The following is a 16,520-nucleotide window of genomic DNA, read 5'->3' on the forward strand; positions in this document are numbered from 1 at the left end:
AAAGGGCTAGAAGGAACCAACATGGCGCTGCACTTGCTTTGCGTAGGAGGCGAGGATCACGCTTTGCGTATCCCGTTCCTGGCGGCTCTGCAGAACCGCGGCCTGCGCGTGAGCGCGGCCGGCACTGGTGCAGCATCTGCATTCGCGAAGACCGGAATCCCGTATCATCAATATCAGTTCGACAGATTTGGCGTCGGCTTTGCCGATCGCGCGGCCATGGGTCAACTGACGCGGCTCGTGAAGAGCGCTCGGCCCGACGTGATCCAGACGTTTGATACCAAGCCCAATCTGTTTGCGCCGCTGGCGCTTCGCGGCTCCGTACCGGTTGTGCGCACGATCAACGGAATGGGATGGGTATTCTCATCGACAGAACTGAGAGCCTTGGCCTTCCGCCCCGTCTATCTGGCGATGCAACGCCTGGCTGCTTGCTGGACCGCGGCGACGGTTTTCCAGAACAAGGCCGACAGCAGCTTCTTTAAACGACACCGCCTGCTTGGAAAGAGCTCATCTGTTATCATCGGAAGCTCGGGGATCGATGTCGGCGCTTTCGAAGCGGCGCAAGCGCGAACGGCCTCGCCTGCCGCGCTGCGCGCCGAACTCGGGCTCGGCGATGCCGAGATTGTCCTGACAGTAAGCCGATTAACTGTCCAAAAAGGAATCACAACGCTCCTCGAAGCGGCAAAGCTCGTGCATGAGGTCCGCCCGAATGTCCGCTTTCTGCTCGTCGGTCCGCGCGAAAGCGAGGGTCCATTCGCCGTAGGTCAGGAGCTGATCGAGGCGCACGCACCATATGTGATTGCGACCGGCGCCAGATCGGATATTCCCGCGCTTCTGGGAATCGCCGACCTCTTTGCCTTTCCAACTGAATATCGCGAAGGCATTCCCCGTGTTCTTTTGGAAGCCGGATTGGCTGGCGTACCAATCGTCGCCTCCCGCATGCCGGGGTGCGATGACGTGGTCCGCGAGGACTGGAACGGTAAACTTGTAGCGCCGCGCGACCCGCGCGCGCTCGCGGCCTCAATTCTCGACCTTCTTCAGGATTCCGCGCGTGCAAAGACGATGGGTCAACGCTCGATCAACGTGGTGCGCAAGGAGTTCGACCTCAACGTCGTCGCCGATCGCTATGCCGAGCTTTACACGCAGCTGCTTCCCCGCAGCTATTCCAGTGGCTGGCGGCCGGCGGCGCACAGCAGCAGTGAAATACAATGATCGGCAGTGCCCTTCTTGCGCTTGGCCTCGTGCTTGGGACAGCCTCGCAGCTGCGTCTTCCCAGCTTCCCCCTGGGCATCGGGGAAGCCTGCCTCGTCCTCTGGCTCGGTCTCGCATCCCTGCATCTCTTGGTGGGTTCAAGAATTTACAACCCCCAAGCTCTGCTCTGGCTCGTTGTATTCTGGGGCTGCTTTGTCTTGATTCAGAGTTTCGGGGGCTTCCTTGCATTGCTGCGCCCGGAGATCGTCGACCCAGAGCTCGTCGTGCACGACATCTTCGCATATCTCCTCGTGGCGGCCCTCACGTGCCTGGTGGCTGCAACGTTGAGACCCGAGGATACCCTACGCCAATCGCTGTGGTTCCTGATCGGATTCTGGATCGTCGCCGTGGCGGTGCAACTTGCATTGGGCTGGGGCTACCTCAGCATCTCGTCGGTCGATCCATGGTATTGGGACCGGTTCCGCGGGTGGTCGGAGAATCCAAACCAGCTTGCAATCTACTGTGCGGTTTTGACACCACTCTCGCTTCACATGGCTCTGACGGCCAAGCGGTTTGGCCGGTTCGTCGCAGTGTTTAGCTGCATCGTAACATTCGTCGTCGGCCGGCTGACGAAGAGCGATACCTTTCTTATCTCGATGTCGCTGTCGATACCGCTGCTCATTGCGCTGCGCTTGCGAAGCTGGCTGACATCCCCCGAACATCGATGGAGTTTGCGTTTCGCAGCTGCAGCGATCGTCGTTGTCGCCATAATTCCCCTTTCGCTCTCACTGCTCCCCTACGGGATGGCAACGGCGAATGATGTCGAGGGGCTGGCCGCCGGCATGATGAAGGATCGTGGCGGTGAGGCAACGAAGGCAACCGCCAATCTGCGGCTAAGTCTTTGGCAAGACGCCTTGCATGCCGGACTGGAGTCCGGGTCGCTTGGCCTTGGGCCCGGGCCGCATCTGGAGAAGCCAAGCGGAATCACGGACAAGGGCGTAGCACTCCCGGTGGAAGCTCACAGCACCCTCCTGGACGTGTTCACCCAAGGTGGACTGCCTGGCGTGATCGCCATTGTCAGCCTGCTTGTCGGCACGTTTGCGCTCCTGCTTCGCGCACGGCTCGACGCCTTGGCTGTCCTGATCTTTGCACTCGCCGTCTTCAGCATCAGCCATTTCATTCTGCGGCACCCGACCGTGTGGTTTGCCGTCACGCTGGGCCTCATCCTGGGCTCGGATCGGCGCTCATTGGCGCAAGCGCGAGTTGGAAGTTAAGCAATGTGTGGAATTACAGGAATACTTCAGACGCCGCATGCTTCTCGATCCGCCGACCTGGCGGCGATCGGGCCGATGACGGCTCGCCTGCGCCACCGCGGTCCTGATGCGGACGGGTTCTGGAGCGATCGTGACGCCGGCGTTGCGTTCGGGCATCGCAGGCTGTCCATCATCGATCTCTCCGATGCGGGCCGGCAGCCAATGCTTTCGAGCGACGGCCGCTTCGTCATTACGTTCAACGGCGAGATCTACAACTACAAGCCATTGCGGCAAGAGCTCGAGGGCGCAGGCAAGCGCTTCACCGGCAATAGTGATACGGAGGTCTTGCTGGCCCTGATCGAGAAATGGGGCCTGGAGAAGGCTCTCCAGCGCTGCAATGGTATGTTCGCAATCGGCCTGTGGGATCGCCGGAACCGCACGCTGCACCTGGCCCGCGATCGAATGGGGAAAAAGCCGCTCTACGTCGCGCGGACGTCAAATGCGGTCGTGTTCGCGTCGGAGTTGAAGGCCATCGCGGCATTCCCCGACTTTCACCAGGAGATCGACCCGGGCGCGGTTGCGGAGTTTCTATCGCGCGGATGGTTGCCGGAAGACCAGTGCATATGGCGAGGCGTCTTCAAGATTCCACCCGGGGGCGCCCTATCGATCCGTGCCGAGGACCTCTTGGTCTGCCGGGATGCCGCAGCTCTACAAGAACGCGCGCGCTCCTGGTGGTCGTTGGCCGATGTCGCGCACACGGGCCGCGCAGCGCTCGCCACTGCAGATGACCAGCAACTCGTCTCCCAGGCTTGCGATCTGCTCAAGGCCGCGGTCGCCGACCGAATGGTTGCCGACGTTCCGGTCGGGCTGTTCCTGTCGGGCGGAATAGACAGTTCGACCGTCGTGGCCCTGATGCAGGCCCAATCGGCGCGCCCGGTACGGACCTTCACGATCGGATTCGGTGAGCGCGCCTTTGATGAAACGGCTAACGCTGCGGCCGTGGCGCGGCACCTCGGCACCAGCCATACCGAGCTACGTCTCACCTCCGCGGACGCCAGAGCGGTCATCCCCGAACTTCCAACCATCTGGGACGAGCCGTTTGCCGATGAATCGCAGATCCCGACACTGCTTCTATCTCGACTTGCACGGCAGGACGTCACCGTTGCGCTTTCGGGCGACGGAGGTGACGAGTGCTTCGGAGGGTATTCCAGGCACGTACTTTCCGCCCGTTTAGCGCCTCTGCTGAACTCCAACCGATCGATCCGGACCATGGCCGCGAGCGGTGTGGCGCTGCTCGGGCGCGGCATGCGCGAAAGCGTCGTCGAAACACTTCGTCTTCCAGGTTGGTTGCAGAGGATGACACACGGCGACCGGATCAACCGCCTGGCAGATCTTATCGGCAGCAACGACGTCGGCGAGATGTACCGTCGGTCGACGCGGCTCTCCGAACTGCAGTTGACGCGGACCCAGGCAGGCTCGGAGCCGGACACGATCCCGCCGCTCAACGATCTGCTGTCTGATTTTATCGTTCGGGATATGCTTGGATATCTCCCGAGCGATATTCTCGTGAAGCTTGATCGCGCGAGCATGGCCACGAGCCTGGAGGCTCGCTGCCCGCTTCTGGATCATCGCGTTGTCGAGTTCAGCTGGGCGCTGCCGAATTCGGCGAAGGTGCGTCATGGCCAGGGAAAATGGCTCCTGCGCCAGGTCCTTGGCCGTTACCTGCCGCGCCACCTCTTCGAGCGACCGAAACAGGGCTTTGACGTGCCGATCGGCTCCTGGCTGAAGGGACCGCTTCGTTCGTGGGCGTCGGACCTCCTTTCGGAGTCGCGCCTTCGCAACCAGCATCTTCTGGACGTTTCCCGCGTGCAGGAGTGCTGGCTTCAACATCTTAGCGGTCGCCGCGATTTCTCACGACCGCTGTGGGCTGTCTTGATGCTGCAGTCCTGGCTCGACTCAGCAGTTACCTCCGGGCCTTCGCGAACAGCAGGCGTGATGGAACCGGCGCAATAAGGAGCAGGCGATGGAAGCGTTCACAAATAAACGGATTCTGCCGGTGACTGTCCTGTCCCAGGGCCGGTCAAAAGGCGACGAGTCACCTCCCGATGACGCCATCGCAGCATTCAAGCATGTCTTCGAGAGCATCAGGCGATACAAGCTCTTCATCGTCAAAATGATCGGCGCGGGCGCGCTGCTCGCAGTGCTCGGTAGTATTTTCATGTCACCCACCTATCTCGCAACGGCACAGCTTGTCGTGAGCGCTCGAAGTGGCGGAGCGGCCGACAATGCCGGTGCACCCGGCAATTCCACGCCGACTGGCGGTTCGGACGACCCGACGATCGATACGCACGTAACGGTCATGTCATCCGATGCGTATCTGCGGCGGCTCCTGCCGGCACTGAGGATGCTCGACAACCCGGCCAACGAGAACGGCACGGCTTCGATGCTCCGCACTGCCTTGTCAAAGATAAAGGGGTTCCTCTCCTTCCGGAAAGACCAACCGAGCGACGGCGCGGCGGTGGCAGCATTGAAAGGGCGCCTGAAGGTCAGCCAGGAGCGCCGGTCCAGAGTTATCAGCGTAATTGCCAGCGACCCCAATCCACAACGGGCCGCAGACGTCGCAAACCTGGTCGCCCGATCCTACGCTGACGAGCTAGTCCGGCAGAAGCGGGCCGTGGAGCTCCAGGCTCTGGACGCCATCGCAGCACAATCGGCGAATGTTCAGCGCGAATTGTCGACGGCGAAGGCGGAATGGGACGCCAGTCACTCAGGTCAGACCTCGTCATCACCGGCAGCCGCACAGGCCGCCGCCGCGCTGGAGTGGAAAATCACCACGCTGGCGCAGCAATATGAAACACTGATACGAAAGCGACAGGATCTCACCACGAAGGGCGTGGTCGCCGAGCCAGACGTGACCGTCATCGCGGACGCCCCGCCACCCGACTTTCCGAGCTCGTTGAACCCGTTCCTCCTTGTTCCACCGATCACGATTATCTTCGCTCTCCTGGCATGCCTCGTCGCGATCATCCTGAAGTACTTCGATCGAAGTCTGCACACGGAGGCGGAAGCTGCAGAGGCATTGGACATCCCGTGCGTCGGGTTGATCCCCTCGATCCCGCCGGAGCTGAGCATCTCGCCGCAGCGCTTCGTAGAGCAATCGGCTGTCTCGCATAACAGGGCCGTTCGCTCGACCGTCGTATCCCTCATGGCCGCCGATCCGGTCTCGCCACAGACGCCGCATGTCATCCTGGTGACATCCAGCTTGCACGGTGAAGGCAAGAGCGCGATCGCCTGGAGTTTCGGCTTTTGTGCGGCGCAACTCGGACAGCGCGTTCTGTTCCTGGATTTCTCTCAATTGCCCCGGCGCGTCGGCGGCGAGGCTGCAGATCTGTTCAAGCTGTTGGCGCACGACGGAGCGGCCGCCAAGGCCGTCCAGCACATCCCGGAGCTTGGACTCGACTACATATCGTCAAGATTGTCCGAGGGCAGTCGCCTGGGGCCGTTGGCGGGTCCGAAAGTCGCCTCGCTGTTCGAGCACTTCAGAAACACCTACGATCTCGTCGTCATCAACGCACCATCGCTGGATGATGCGCCGGAAGTGCGCCTCCTCGCCTCCTGGGCGGATCACGTTCTACTTGCCGTCCGCGCCGGAAGCACGAGCCGCGACGTCGTGCGAAGCACTTTGACCCGGTTTGCCGGGACGTCGGATCTCGATTCTCGTGTCAAGCTCTGGTGTGTCCTGACGCACGGAGTACCGTCCGAGCTCGCGCCCTCGGATCTGGAGCCGTCATCAACATCGACTTTGATGCATTACTATCGCAGCTTCAAAACAACGGCGGTACGGTGGACAAGCATCGAACCTGTAATCAATGTTTCCGACCACGCTGCATCTGGCCTGAGACCACGGCAATGACCCCAGGCGGCTTGGGTTAATCACCCGGGTCTTCCGATATGGCAGCCAGCCGATCGACCAGACGGTGGCTGCGAAACCGGCATCCTTCGTTTGAAGTATGCGTGCCCAGGCCTGATTAAATACGTTGGGACAGCAAAATGACGGGTACGGTGATGCGGCTTCAGATATCTGGCGATCCGTCGGGCGATCCATGCGACGCCCTTGACGCGCACCTGCCCTCGACCGTTCAGCAAGCTCCAGCGACGCTGAGCTGGCTGAGCCCTGTGGAAGTCCCTCTCGATCTGAACGGTCCGGTCGATCGATCATTCGATCCCCTGGAAGCCGGCTTTGCCTGCGTTCCCGCCATCGAACACCTGATTGCGGTGACGGCGAAGTTCGCCGACAGGGTCGCAATCAGCGACGGCAATCACAGCTTCACGTACGCGCAGCTGTTGTCCCGCGTCTTGACCTTGGCCCAGGCGATCAGCGCGCTGATCCCGGAGCAGGAAGCCGTCGGATGGCTATTGCGCAGCTCGGCCTGGCAGCCGATCGCTATGCTGGCCTGCATGGCGGCCGGACGAGTCCTTGTCCCACTCAATCCCCGCGATCCAGTTCAGCGGCTCACGGCTATCGCCGCGGCCGCCCGGATTTCCGTGCTGATCGGGCAAGACGGCGACAGCTCCGCCGGGTGGATCCAACAGCACGGCCTGCGCTGGCTCGACGTCGCCGGCGCCAGCGACCCTTCCGCAGCAACTTCAACACTCCCCAAGGTTTCGGTCGATGCGCCTGCCGTAGTGCTCTATACCTCCGGCAGCACCGGAGCTCCGAAGGGGGTCGTGAACAGCCAACGCAACCTGCTCCAGCGCGTCCAGCAATATGTGGACGCCTGCCACATAGGTGCAGCAGACGTCTTCATGCCTCTGAGCGGCCCCACCACGATCGCTGGTTGCCGGGAGATGCTGTCGGCTTTGTTGACGGGGGCAAGACTGCACATCGTCGACGTCGAGGCGCTCGGATTGCGCAGCGTTCTTCGCCAGATCACCACGCAACAGGTGACGATTACATACGTTGTACCAGCCCTGGTGCGCGCACTGATCAACGCAAGCCGGCCAGGCGATCTCGACTCGCTTCGCATGATCCGCATCGGCGGGGAGAAGGTCCTGTGGACCGATATCGCGCTCGTTCGGCGAGCGATACCACCGGGTTGCTTCATCCAGGTCAGCTATCTGTCGACGGAAACCACCGGCACCCAGTGGTTTCTTCCCAAGCAATGGCGAGAGGACGGCGTCAGCGTTCCTGTTGGCTACCTGCTTCCCGGCATATCGTACGCCGTGGTCGACGAAAGTGGGAAGCCCGCCCAGCAGGGTGAAGTCGGCGAACTGGTAATCAAGAGCAGGTACGTCATGCTCGGATACTGGGAAGACGGACGGCTTTCTCCGGCATCGCCCTCCCCGGATGACCCAAAGTCTCGCATCTATCAGACCGGCGACCTCGTCATCGTGGATACGCACGGACTGATGCGGATCGTTGGACGGAAGGGACGCCAGCTCAAGATCAATGGCCAGCGCGTTGAGCCGGCCGAGCTCGAGAGTGCGTTGCGCAAGCTCACCTATGTGAAGGACGCTGTCGCCGTCGTGACGGACGCGAACGAGCTGGTCCTGTTTGCATCGCCGGCCGATCCGCCAAAAGCGCACTTCAGGACCGACGTTCGCAACAGCATCCGGCAGGCTGTTCCTGCGGCTTTGCATCCGACCAGGCTGCACGAGATACAGGAGATGCCGCGCCTTCCAGGAGGTAAGATCGATCACGCCAAGCTGAAACTGCTCGATCTCGAGAGCAAAACGACCTCGCCCGCGCCTGTGCCGACGATGCAAGGAATGGCCGAGGCCAACAGGATCGTGCAGCAGGTGTGGACCAGTATCCTCGGCGTGCCGGAAGCTGCCGGACGCTGGGATGAGGCCGGCGGCGATTCCCTAAAGCTCCTGCGCTGCGTCATGGATATCGAAGACCTCATCGGCCGCGAAGTCAGCATGGAAGCGTTCACGGTCGATATGAGCGCCGAAGACATGATCCGGGCTATCGCGACGGTGGAGCCACCGGTGCGGCAGCGTCTCAACGACCAGATTCTCCCAGGTCTTGTCATACTGCCCGGCTCCATGGGCTATGGCCCGAGCATGGCCGCATTTGGCGCTCAGCTCGGCAAGGTGGCGCGGGTGATTCCGATTCGCTATCCAGATCTGAGCTGGAGCCTCGCGGGACGCGATTCCGTGCAGGAGATGGCCGCGATGGCCGTCGAGCAGATCAATGCAGCCCAACCACGCGGCGACGTCCGAATGATCGGCTATTCCCTGGGCGGCGGCGTCGCCTTCGAAGTCGCAAGCCGGTTGATCGAACAAGGTCGTGCCGTCAAATTCCTGGGCATCCTCGACACCAATGTCGGCCCTCGCAGAGCAAATCACCGAGAAGCCCTCTCTCGCACGCTACAGCGGATTCGATCCCATCGAGTGACGATCTACCGCATGTTCTGTCGCTCGGTGGCGAAGTTCGCCGCTCGCTTGGGCCAGGAGGCTCGATTCTGCAGGCTCATCGACACCATTACATGGCCCCGCCTGGCAAACACGCGCTTCATGCTCAGGCTCGAGCTCGAGGAGATTCTCCGGATGCGCGCGTTCGGACGCTGGGTCGAGGATGCCAAGCCTCGTCTGGCCATCAAGGGAACTGTCTTTGCCTGCCATCGGCCTGGCGTGACGCCGCGCCTCGGATGGGACTCCCTGTTTGAAGAACTGGACGTGATTCCGATCGCCGGGGGACATCTTGATCTGGTGGTCGAGCCCCACCTCTCGATCAATCGCCCCGTCATCGAGCGCGCGATCGGGGCGTCCTGCTCCTGATCCACAACACAATGCTTTTTGAGGGGTCGGTCCTGCCCACCACAGGACAGCACGGGGAGATCACGCGGGTTCGGCTCAAACCTGGCTCGAACCCGCCGTCTCGCGCTTGGGGGTGCCGCGTACGATCATCAGGGCCGCAGGTAGCTCCAGCCCTGCTCCTGAAGCTCCATCAGGCGAACAACCCCGGATTTGGTGACCTTCGCCTGCGTGATGAGAGGCACTTCTTTGCCCTCATTCTTGGTCATGTTCTCTCGTGTATTTCCGCAGGCCGAGAACGTAAGCTCGGGCGTTGTTTCGGTCATCATTTTGATGCGCCCCTTCACGGGCGAGGTATCGTCTCGCAGCATGTGCAGTCCTGGCCCGTAAGCGACGACTTCGACTTCGACCTTTTGACTGAGGTCGCCGTAGTGCTGAACGACGTTGCTGACGTTGTTGAGAGCGAGATTCATGACGGCCGGATCGTTGACGTCGACATGGATGACAAGTCGATGCGGCGGCTGCTTCCGAGGTGTCGCAACACCCATCTTGGCATTTGCGTTCCTGGCGGCAGTGCCGGGATTCTTGGTGGAGAGGGTGGTTTGCGCAGAACCGCGGGTTTCGATGCCGCTAATGAGAACCAGTCCGACAGCCGCCACGCCGGCAAAAATGGCAAATGATCTGCTCATGACTGTGCTTCCTGCGTGTGTGACGAAGCGTGCACGTCGCAAGCTATTTAAGCGCAACCGTGGGGGCAAGCAGCTTTGGCCAAAGCTCCGCCCGATCTACTTAATTCCCATTGTCGGCGCACTACTCCGTTTTGGCTACCGCAACTGCGACATCGACATCGCGTCGATGAAAGCGCCGTCATAAACGACATGCCATGATCGCTACCAAGCATCATGATCCCTACCAAGCTACCAAGCATCATGGTCCCTACCAAGCAGTTGGGCGTCGCAATGGGGGTACACGGATTCGACTTGTCGAAAGGAACAGCCGTCGCGCTGAGCAAAGCTGCGCGCCGGCCCAGGCACCGGCAATTTGCGTTCCGCGAACTCGGATTGTTCGACATCGCTGACGGCTCGCGCGCATGCGACAGAGCCGGCCGGCTCATGGTGGTTCTGATCACCTGCTTTCTGCCGGTTCTGACAGGAACTGCCGATGCCAAATCCCAGGACGTTGGCGACCGGGGTGCCTCCTACATCACACCGGCGATGCTCGATCTGTGCAGATGTACGCGCGGACCAGAGCAGATCGATGGGATTAAACAAAGGCTGAAGCTCGTCCAACGCGCGGACGAGGCGCGACCCGCCGCGACACAGCCCGCTGGAAGCAGGCCCGCCGCGACCGGACCGCGCGGAGCGAAGACCGCGACCGAGCAGCCCCGCGCGGCTGCCGATGCCCCTGCGCAGGACATGACGTCTACGCCGCCCCCGGTGTCAAATGCGGCTCAAGCAGCTTCCGAGACGGAGCGGCTCAACCAGAACCTGTTGCTGGATCAGGAGCGGCAACGAGCGAACAAGCTTGCGCGCGAATTGGCTGCGGCTCGAGTGGAGCTCGACGCGGCGCGGCAGACCCAGACGCACACTGTCCGCGCCATGGAGATTGGTATTCAGCAAACGCAGGCGCTCGAACAGGAGCGGGAAAAGACCGATCATCTGTCACGTGAGATCTCCTTCCTGAAGGCGGAGCTCGACGTCGCAAGGGTTGCGGCTTCAAAGGCTATGCAGGCGCCCGAACCCGAACCGAAGCAGGAGCGTCCGGTCGACCGACGGAATGGGGCCAAACGCTTTGCCCTCCAGCTTGCCTCGCTTCGCTCGGAGCTTGAGGCCTCGCGCAACGCAGCATCCGAAGCCACGAAGTCTGCCGCGGCGGAGGCCGCACAAAGGCAGGCTCTCGAGCGCGAACTAAAGCAGGAGCAGGACAAGACAGAAGCCCTGATCAGCGAACTCGGCCCCCTTCGGAACGCGGCCTCCGAGACCGCGAGGGGCGGCGCTGCAGATGTCGATCAAAAGCTGGCGCTGACACGCGAGCTCGAGAAGCAGCGGGACAGAGCTGAGAGCGCGGACCGTCAGCTGCAGTCCCTTCAGGCTGAACTCCGTGCAGCGCAAACCGCGAGCTCTGAGTTGGGTGCGGCCCGAGCTGCAGACGCCGAGCAAAAACTGGCACTGAAACGAGAGGTCGAGAAGCAGCGGGACAGAGCTGAGAACGCGGACCGCCAGCTGCAGCCCCTTCAGGCTGAACTCCGCGCAGCGAAAACCGCGAGCTCTGAGTTGGCTGCGGCCCGAGCTGCAGACGCCGAGCAAAAACTGGCACTGAAACGAGAGGTCGAGAAGCAGCGAGACAGAGCTGAGAACGCGGACCGCCAGCTGCAGCCCCTTCAGACTGAACTCCGCACAGCGAAAACCGCGGGCTCTGAGTTGGCTGCGGCCCGAGCTGCAGACGCCGAGCAAAAACTGGCACTGAAACGAGAGGTCGAGAAGCAGCGCGACCGAGCTGAAAGCGCGGACCGCCAGCTGCAGCCCCTTCAGGCTGAACTCCGTACAGCGCAAACCGCGAGCTCCGAGTTGGCTGCCGCCCGAGCTGCAGACGCCGAGCAAAAACTGGCACTGAAACGCGAGGTCGAACAGCAGCGCGGTCGCGCGGACGCTCTCGCGCGCGAGGCGGCGTCGCTGAAGGATCAACGCGACCTGGCGCGGGCTGAAACGTCGGAGGCTGCACGAACCGCCGAGGCCGCCGCAAAGACCGCAGCCAAGCGCGAAAAGGAACAACCGGGCAGCGGCGCGGCAACGCTCCCAACGTTCGCATCCGTCCGGGATCATCTGGCCGCATGGAATGCCTCCGCGGTTGTGGCGGCGCCATCGCGTGAGCCCACCGGCCGCGCACCGAGCCAGAGCAGCCTCCGGCCCGCCGCTTCGCCTCCGCCCGCGCCATCTGCCTCCGCCCCGACGCAACCGAGCGCGCAGATCACAAAGGGGGCTGCCCTGCCCGGTGCCGACTCCAAGGCCATGGCCTCGGTGGAGCGACAGGCCGCCGCGAGCGGAGTACCGCGCCCCCGCTTGCGAACGAGGAGCGACTGCTCGCGCGCGCCAGCGCATTGTTGCGGCAGTCCGACATCAACGGTGCCCGCGGCTTGCTGGAATACGTGCTTGGACATGGCAGCGCGCAAGCAGCCTTTATGCTGGCCGAAACTTACGATCCTCACGTACTGCAATCTTGGGACGCTCGCGGCGTCGCCGGCGATTCCGCGAAGGCGCGCGAGCTGTATGAACGAGCCCAGGCCGGCGGCATTCGAGATGCAGAAGGACGGATCAAGGGGCTCAAATAGCTGCTGGAGCGAGCCTCGGAAGCCAGACCAGAGAATGGAGAGGCCCCATGTCATTGAGTAAGCTCGCGTTCACGGTCGCATTGGCACTGGTCGGCCTGCAGCTTGCTGCCAATGCCCAATCTCGCTCGCCGCGCGACCCGCCGGCGCCGACCGCGCCGCGGAATGCCGATACGGCCGCAAAGGAACGTATCAATGCATGGACGGTGGGACTCGCCGGAGGACTTATCGAGGGCGCACCGCTTCGGCTCGCCGCAGAGATCGCACGCGTCGCCAACGAGGAGGACAAGCTTCACGTCATTCCGATCGTGACGACCGGCGCGACCGAGAACGTCAATTCGCTGCTCTATCTCAAGGGCGTTGATGCCGCGATCATCAACATGGATGCCCTTGACGAGTACAAGGCGCAGGTTCCGTCGATCGAAAAGCGCATCGTCTATGTTCTCAACCTCTTCCCGGCCGAGCTGCACGTCTTCGTGCGTCCCGAGATCAAGTCGCTCGACGACCTCAAGGGAAAGAAGGTCAATTTCAACACCCAGGGTACGGCAGCCGCATATTCTGGTCCGCTGATCTTCAGTCGGCTGGGACTGAACGTCGAAAAAATGTTCATTCCCCACCAGGTCGCATTGCAGCAGATGAAGAGCGGCGAAATCGCAGCGGTCGTCTTCATCACATCAAAGCCGGTCGACGCCTTCTTGAAAGGACGTTGGGATGATGGCTTCAAGTTCCTGCCGATCGAATACGACCCCAGATTTGAAGACTATTATCTTCCGTCGTCCCTCGATTCAAAGGACTATCCAAACCTCGTGCCGGCGGACAAGCGGGTCGCGACCATTGCCGTCCCGACGATTCTTGCGGCCTACAACTGGCAGCCGCAGACCGATCGCTATCGGCGCATGGTGCGCTTTGTTGACCACCTGTTCGGACGGCTCGACCGGCTGCAATCCGCTGGCTTCGATACAAAATGGAAGGACGTGAATCTCCGCGCCAGCGTCCCCACTCTTGCCCGGTTTGGTCCGGCGCAGGAATGGCTCGATCGCTCGCCCAGCGCGACAGTCGGACTATCGCGATGAAGCGAACCGGTACCCTTGCGGCCGTCTTGCTCGTGGGTACCGGTCATCTAAGCTGCACGCAAGCCGGCAACACGCCAGATCGTTCGAGGGCATGTACGCAGTTTCAGGGAATGGAGCACATGACTTGCGTCGACGAGCAGATTGGGGAAGCACCTGAGCAGTCCTTCCAAGCTCCGCCGCAAAGTCCCAACTGGATCTTGAGCGAAACGACATCACCGGTGGACCACAAGCCGCAGATCTCCGCCCGGACCACCGCGCGAGCCGGCGCGAAGGATGGGCCCTCGTCGCTCGCCATTCATTGTCGCGCCAATCGGACCGAGGTCTTGCTCTCCGCCGCGAGTTCCTGGACCAAAACTCCAGGCACCGACATAAGGGTCGTATTCCAGATCAATGATCAACCGCCTGTCGATCAACGCTGGAGGGTTGCTGATGGCGGACGAAGTCTCACCTTTCCGGGCGACGCCGTTCGCTTCATCAACTCCATGCCAGGGGTGGGCCGGCTTCTGACGAAAGTGTATGCTGGAACGGCTGCGCCCTACGAGGAAACATTTGAACTGACAGGTCTGGACGCCGTTCGCCGGCGATTTGCAAAGGTCTGCACCTGGCCGCCCAGCTGAATAGCCGCAAGTCGGGCTGAACGGCTGACAGGGAGGACGTCACGCGTGAGGTGTGAATGCGATGAGCGAGACGATCAATGTAGCCGAGGCTTACGAGCGAGGACGTACCCAGTTCATGGGAATCGAACTGCAGGTTGCTCCCGGCGCGCTGGTGCCTCGGCCGGAGACGGAGTTACTTGGCAGGACCGCGGTTGAAGCACTGCGCCGAGCACACCTCCCCTCGCCGCGGATCGTCGACATGTGCTGCGGCGCCGGCAATCTTGCATGCGCGATCGCGCTCAATATTCCCGACGCTCGCGTCTGGGCGAGCGATCTGACTGACGGATGTGTCGAGCTCGCGCGACGCAATGCCGCGAGCCAGGGCGCCGAGACCCGCATCACCGTGCTCCAGGGCGATCTGTTCGAAGCTCTCGCAGGCCTGCAACTCGAGCAAACCATCGATATGATCGTCTGCAACCCACCCTATATCTCGGAATCCCGGCTCAAAGGCGATCGCGCCTCTCTACTCATGAACGAGCCGCGCGAGGCATTCGCCGCCGGGGCCCTACGGACTGAGCATCCATATGCGCGTTACAAAAGACGCACCTCGCTACTTGCGGCCGGGAGGACTGCTGTTGTTCGAGGTGGGTCGCGACCAGGATCGACAGGTGGCAACCCTGCTCGAACGCAACGACGCTTACGAGAATGTCAGCGTGGTCTTGGACTACGCGGGCGCCGGTCGCGTCGTCATGGCGTACGCGAAGGGATAGCCGGATTCGAGCACTTCCTCCACAATGATCGTTGGCATTGCAGCGTAGCACCCTGAACCCAGCGGCCCTCGCACGGGCCGACCAGCCACAGCCTACACGTTCTCAGCTCTCCCGCATCCCGCGCCGGATCGCGTCCGTGATCGGCTGGGTCAGATAAGCAAGAATTGTGCGTTCTCCGGTTGCGATCAGGACGTCGGCCATCATGCCCGGCTTGAGCTTCTCGCGGACTTTGTCGGGGAATTGCGTCACCTGGACCGAGACTTTCACCTCGTAATAGGGCTGATGGGTGACATCGTCGCGCGTGGCGTCGGCCGAGATCGAAAGAACCTCGCCGACAGCGATCGGGGTGGAGCGCGCCTTGAACGAGGGAAGCCGCACCTCGGTCGGAAGGCCGAGCTGGACGTGGTTGATATCAAGTGCCGACACCCTTGCGGCCACCACGAGAACGTCGTTGTCCGGCACGATCTCCATCAGCACGTCGCCCGCCTTGATCACGGCACCGATCGTGTGAAGCTTGAGGTTCACGATCCGCCCCGATCGCGGTGCGCGTACTTCCATCCGCGCCAGAACATCGACCGCGACGCGCAGCTTCTCACGCGCATCAGCAAGCTGGGCGCGCGTGTCGGTGAGCTTCCCGGTCGCTTCCTCCAGCACCTTCTGCCCGACCTGATCGATCTGGAGCCGCGACTCGTCGATGATGCGGCCATAGCGAGCGATATCCGCTTCATATGCGCCGATCTTGCCCTCGAGATCGGCTCTGGAGCGCTCCAGCGTGGCGACGCGCGCGAACGGTACGATGCCCTGATCAACGAGCGGCTTGAGCTTGGTGTATTCCTGACTGACACTGTCGAACTGCGCGCGCGCGCCCTTGTTCTGCGCGGTATTCCCCTGGATCTGCCGCTGCGCCTGCGCGATACGTTCCTCGAGGATCGAGATCTCGATCTTTCGTGCAGCGCGACGTTCATCGAAGCGCCGCTTCTGATCACCCATTGCGCGTATCGCGTTCGGATCGGACGTCTTCTGGAGCAGCTCGGTCGGAAACGTGATGCTGTCCTTGCCTTCGGATTCCGCCTGTAGGCGCGCCTCCTCGGCAACCGCCGAGTACACCGCCGAGCGTGCGATCTCTTCCTTGGCCCGCTCCTGGGTCGGATCGAGCCGCAACAGGACCTGACCTTCCGCGACATGAGAATCGCCTGTGACCAACAGGTTCTGGACGATGCCACCCTCGAGATGCTGCACCACCTTACGGTCGCTCTCGACAACGACGGAGCCGGGGGCCACCACGGCACCGTCGATCGATGCGAGGGCGGTCCAGCCGCCAAATACGCCGAAGGTCAGGAAGACGACCAGGAAGCCTCGCCGCGCGGGGGTCTGCCAATCGCCCGACGGATCCTCATCGTTGCCCATTGCCCCCCGGGGCCACAAGGTCGGCAGTTTCGCCTTGGCAAGATCGACCAGCTTGGCAAGATCTACCAGCTTGGCAAGATCGACCAGCGACCTTGTCATGGTCTCCGTCTTCGCAAGGAGTTTGCTCGGAGGTCGCGGCTCCTGCGCCA

Annotated in this window: 10 protein-coding genes and 1 pseudogene; 9 read left to right on the top strand and 2 right to left on the bottom strand. The window is 62.1% G+C overall.

Features of this window, described 5'->3' with window-relative positions:
• The first annotated feature begins 21 nt into the window (after window positions 1-21).
• From ACVJ5M_RS32915 to ACVJ5M_RS32935, 5 genes are all read left to right on the top strand, one after another.
• Complete coding sequence (locus ACVJ5M_RS32915) at window positions 22-1,209, top strand: glycosyltransferase (protein WP_063984325.1); 1,188 nt, start codon at window positions 22-24, stop codon at window positions 1,207-1,209.
• Window positions 1,206-2,462 (top strand): O-antigen ligase family protein, encoded by a 1,257-nt coding sequence (locus tag ACVJ5M_RS32920; protein WP_063984326.1) that lies wholly within the window; start codon window positions 1,206-1,208, stop codon window positions 2,460-2,462. Before ACVJ5M_RS32915 ends, ACVJ5M_RS32920 begins: the two co-directional genes overlap by 4 nt.
• 3 nt (window positions 2,463-2,465) lie before the next feature.
• On the top strand, window positions 2,466-4,454 hold the full coding sequence (gene asnB, locus ACVJ5M_RS32925; RefSeq protein ID WP_063984327.1) for an asparagine synthase (glutamine-hydrolyzing): 1,989 nt from the start codon (window positions 2,466-2,468) through the stop codon (window positions 4,452-4,454).
• A 10-nt stretch (window positions 4,455-4,464) separates the two neighbouring features.
• Window positions 4,465-6,354, top strand: a complete 1,890-nt coding sequence (locus ACVJ5M_RS32930; protein ID WP_354099319.1) for a GumC domain-containing protein — start codon at window positions 4,465-4,467, stop codon at window positions 6,352-6,354.
• Window positions 6,355-6,491: 137 nt separating this feature from the next.
• On the top strand, window positions 6,492-9,224 hold the full coding sequence (locus ACVJ5M_RS32935) for a non-ribosomal peptide synthetase (RefSeq protein WP_063984329.1): 2,733 nt from the start codon (window positions 6,492-6,494) through the stop codon (window positions 9,222-9,224).
• A gap of 128 nt (window positions 9,225-9,352) precedes the next feature.
• Here the strand turns inward: ACVJ5M_RS32935 and ACVJ5M_RS32940 are convergent, their stop codons facing one another.
• Window positions 9,353-9,889 carry a DsrE family protein gene (locus tag ACVJ5M_RS32940; RefSeq protein WP_063984330.1) on the bottom strand — a complete coding sequence of 179 codons (537 nt, stop codon included), beginning with the start codon at window positions 9,887-9,889 and terminating at the stop codon, window positions 9,353-9,355.
• A 240-nt stretch (window positions 9,890-10,129) separates the two neighbouring features.
• Between ACVJ5M_RS32940 and ACVJ5M_RS32945 the strand changes: the two genes are divergently transcribed.
• From ACVJ5M_RS32945 to ACVJ5M_RS32960, 4 genes and pseudogenes are all read left to right on the top strand, one after another.
• Entirely contained in the window at window positions 10,130-12,589 is a 2,460-nt protein-coding gene (locus tag ACVJ5M_RS32945; protein ID WP_456679569.1) for a hypothetical protein, read from the top strand.
• On the top strand, window positions 12,576-13,598 hold the full coding sequence (locus ACVJ5M_RS32950) for a TAXI family TRAP transporter solute-binding subunit (RefSeq protein WP_063984332.1): 1,023 nt from the start codon (window positions 12,576-12,578) through the stop codon (window positions 13,596-13,598). Before ACVJ5M_RS32945 ends, ACVJ5M_RS32950 begins: the two co-directional genes overlap by 14 nt.
• 119 nt (window positions 13,599-13,717) lie before the next feature.
• Window positions 13,718-14,215 carry a hypothetical protein gene (locus tag ACVJ5M_RS32955; protein WP_187387758.1) on the top strand — a complete coding sequence of 166 codons (498 nt, stop codon included), beginning with the start codon at window positions 13,718-13,720 and terminating at the stop codon, window positions 14,213-14,215.
• A gap of 61 nt (window positions 14,216-14,276) precedes the next feature.
• Window positions 14,277-14,964, top strand: a pseudogene (locus tag ACVJ5M_RS32960) (N5-glutamine methyltransferase family protein).
• A 102-nt stretch (window positions 14,965-15,066) separates the two neighbouring features.
• On the opposite strand, the gene ACVJ5M_RS32965 reads toward ACVJ5M_RS32960, so the two are convergent.
• A complete protein-coding gene (locus tag ACVJ5M_RS32965) occupies window positions 15,067-16,470 on the bottom strand; it encodes an HlyD family type I secretion periplasmic adaptor subunit (RefSeq protein WP_231144505.1) in 1,404 nt (467 codons plus the stop codon).
• Window positions 16,471-16,520 lie beyond the last annotated feature (50 nt).

This window comes from Bradyrhizobium sp. S3.7.6 (assembly GCF_054061875.1).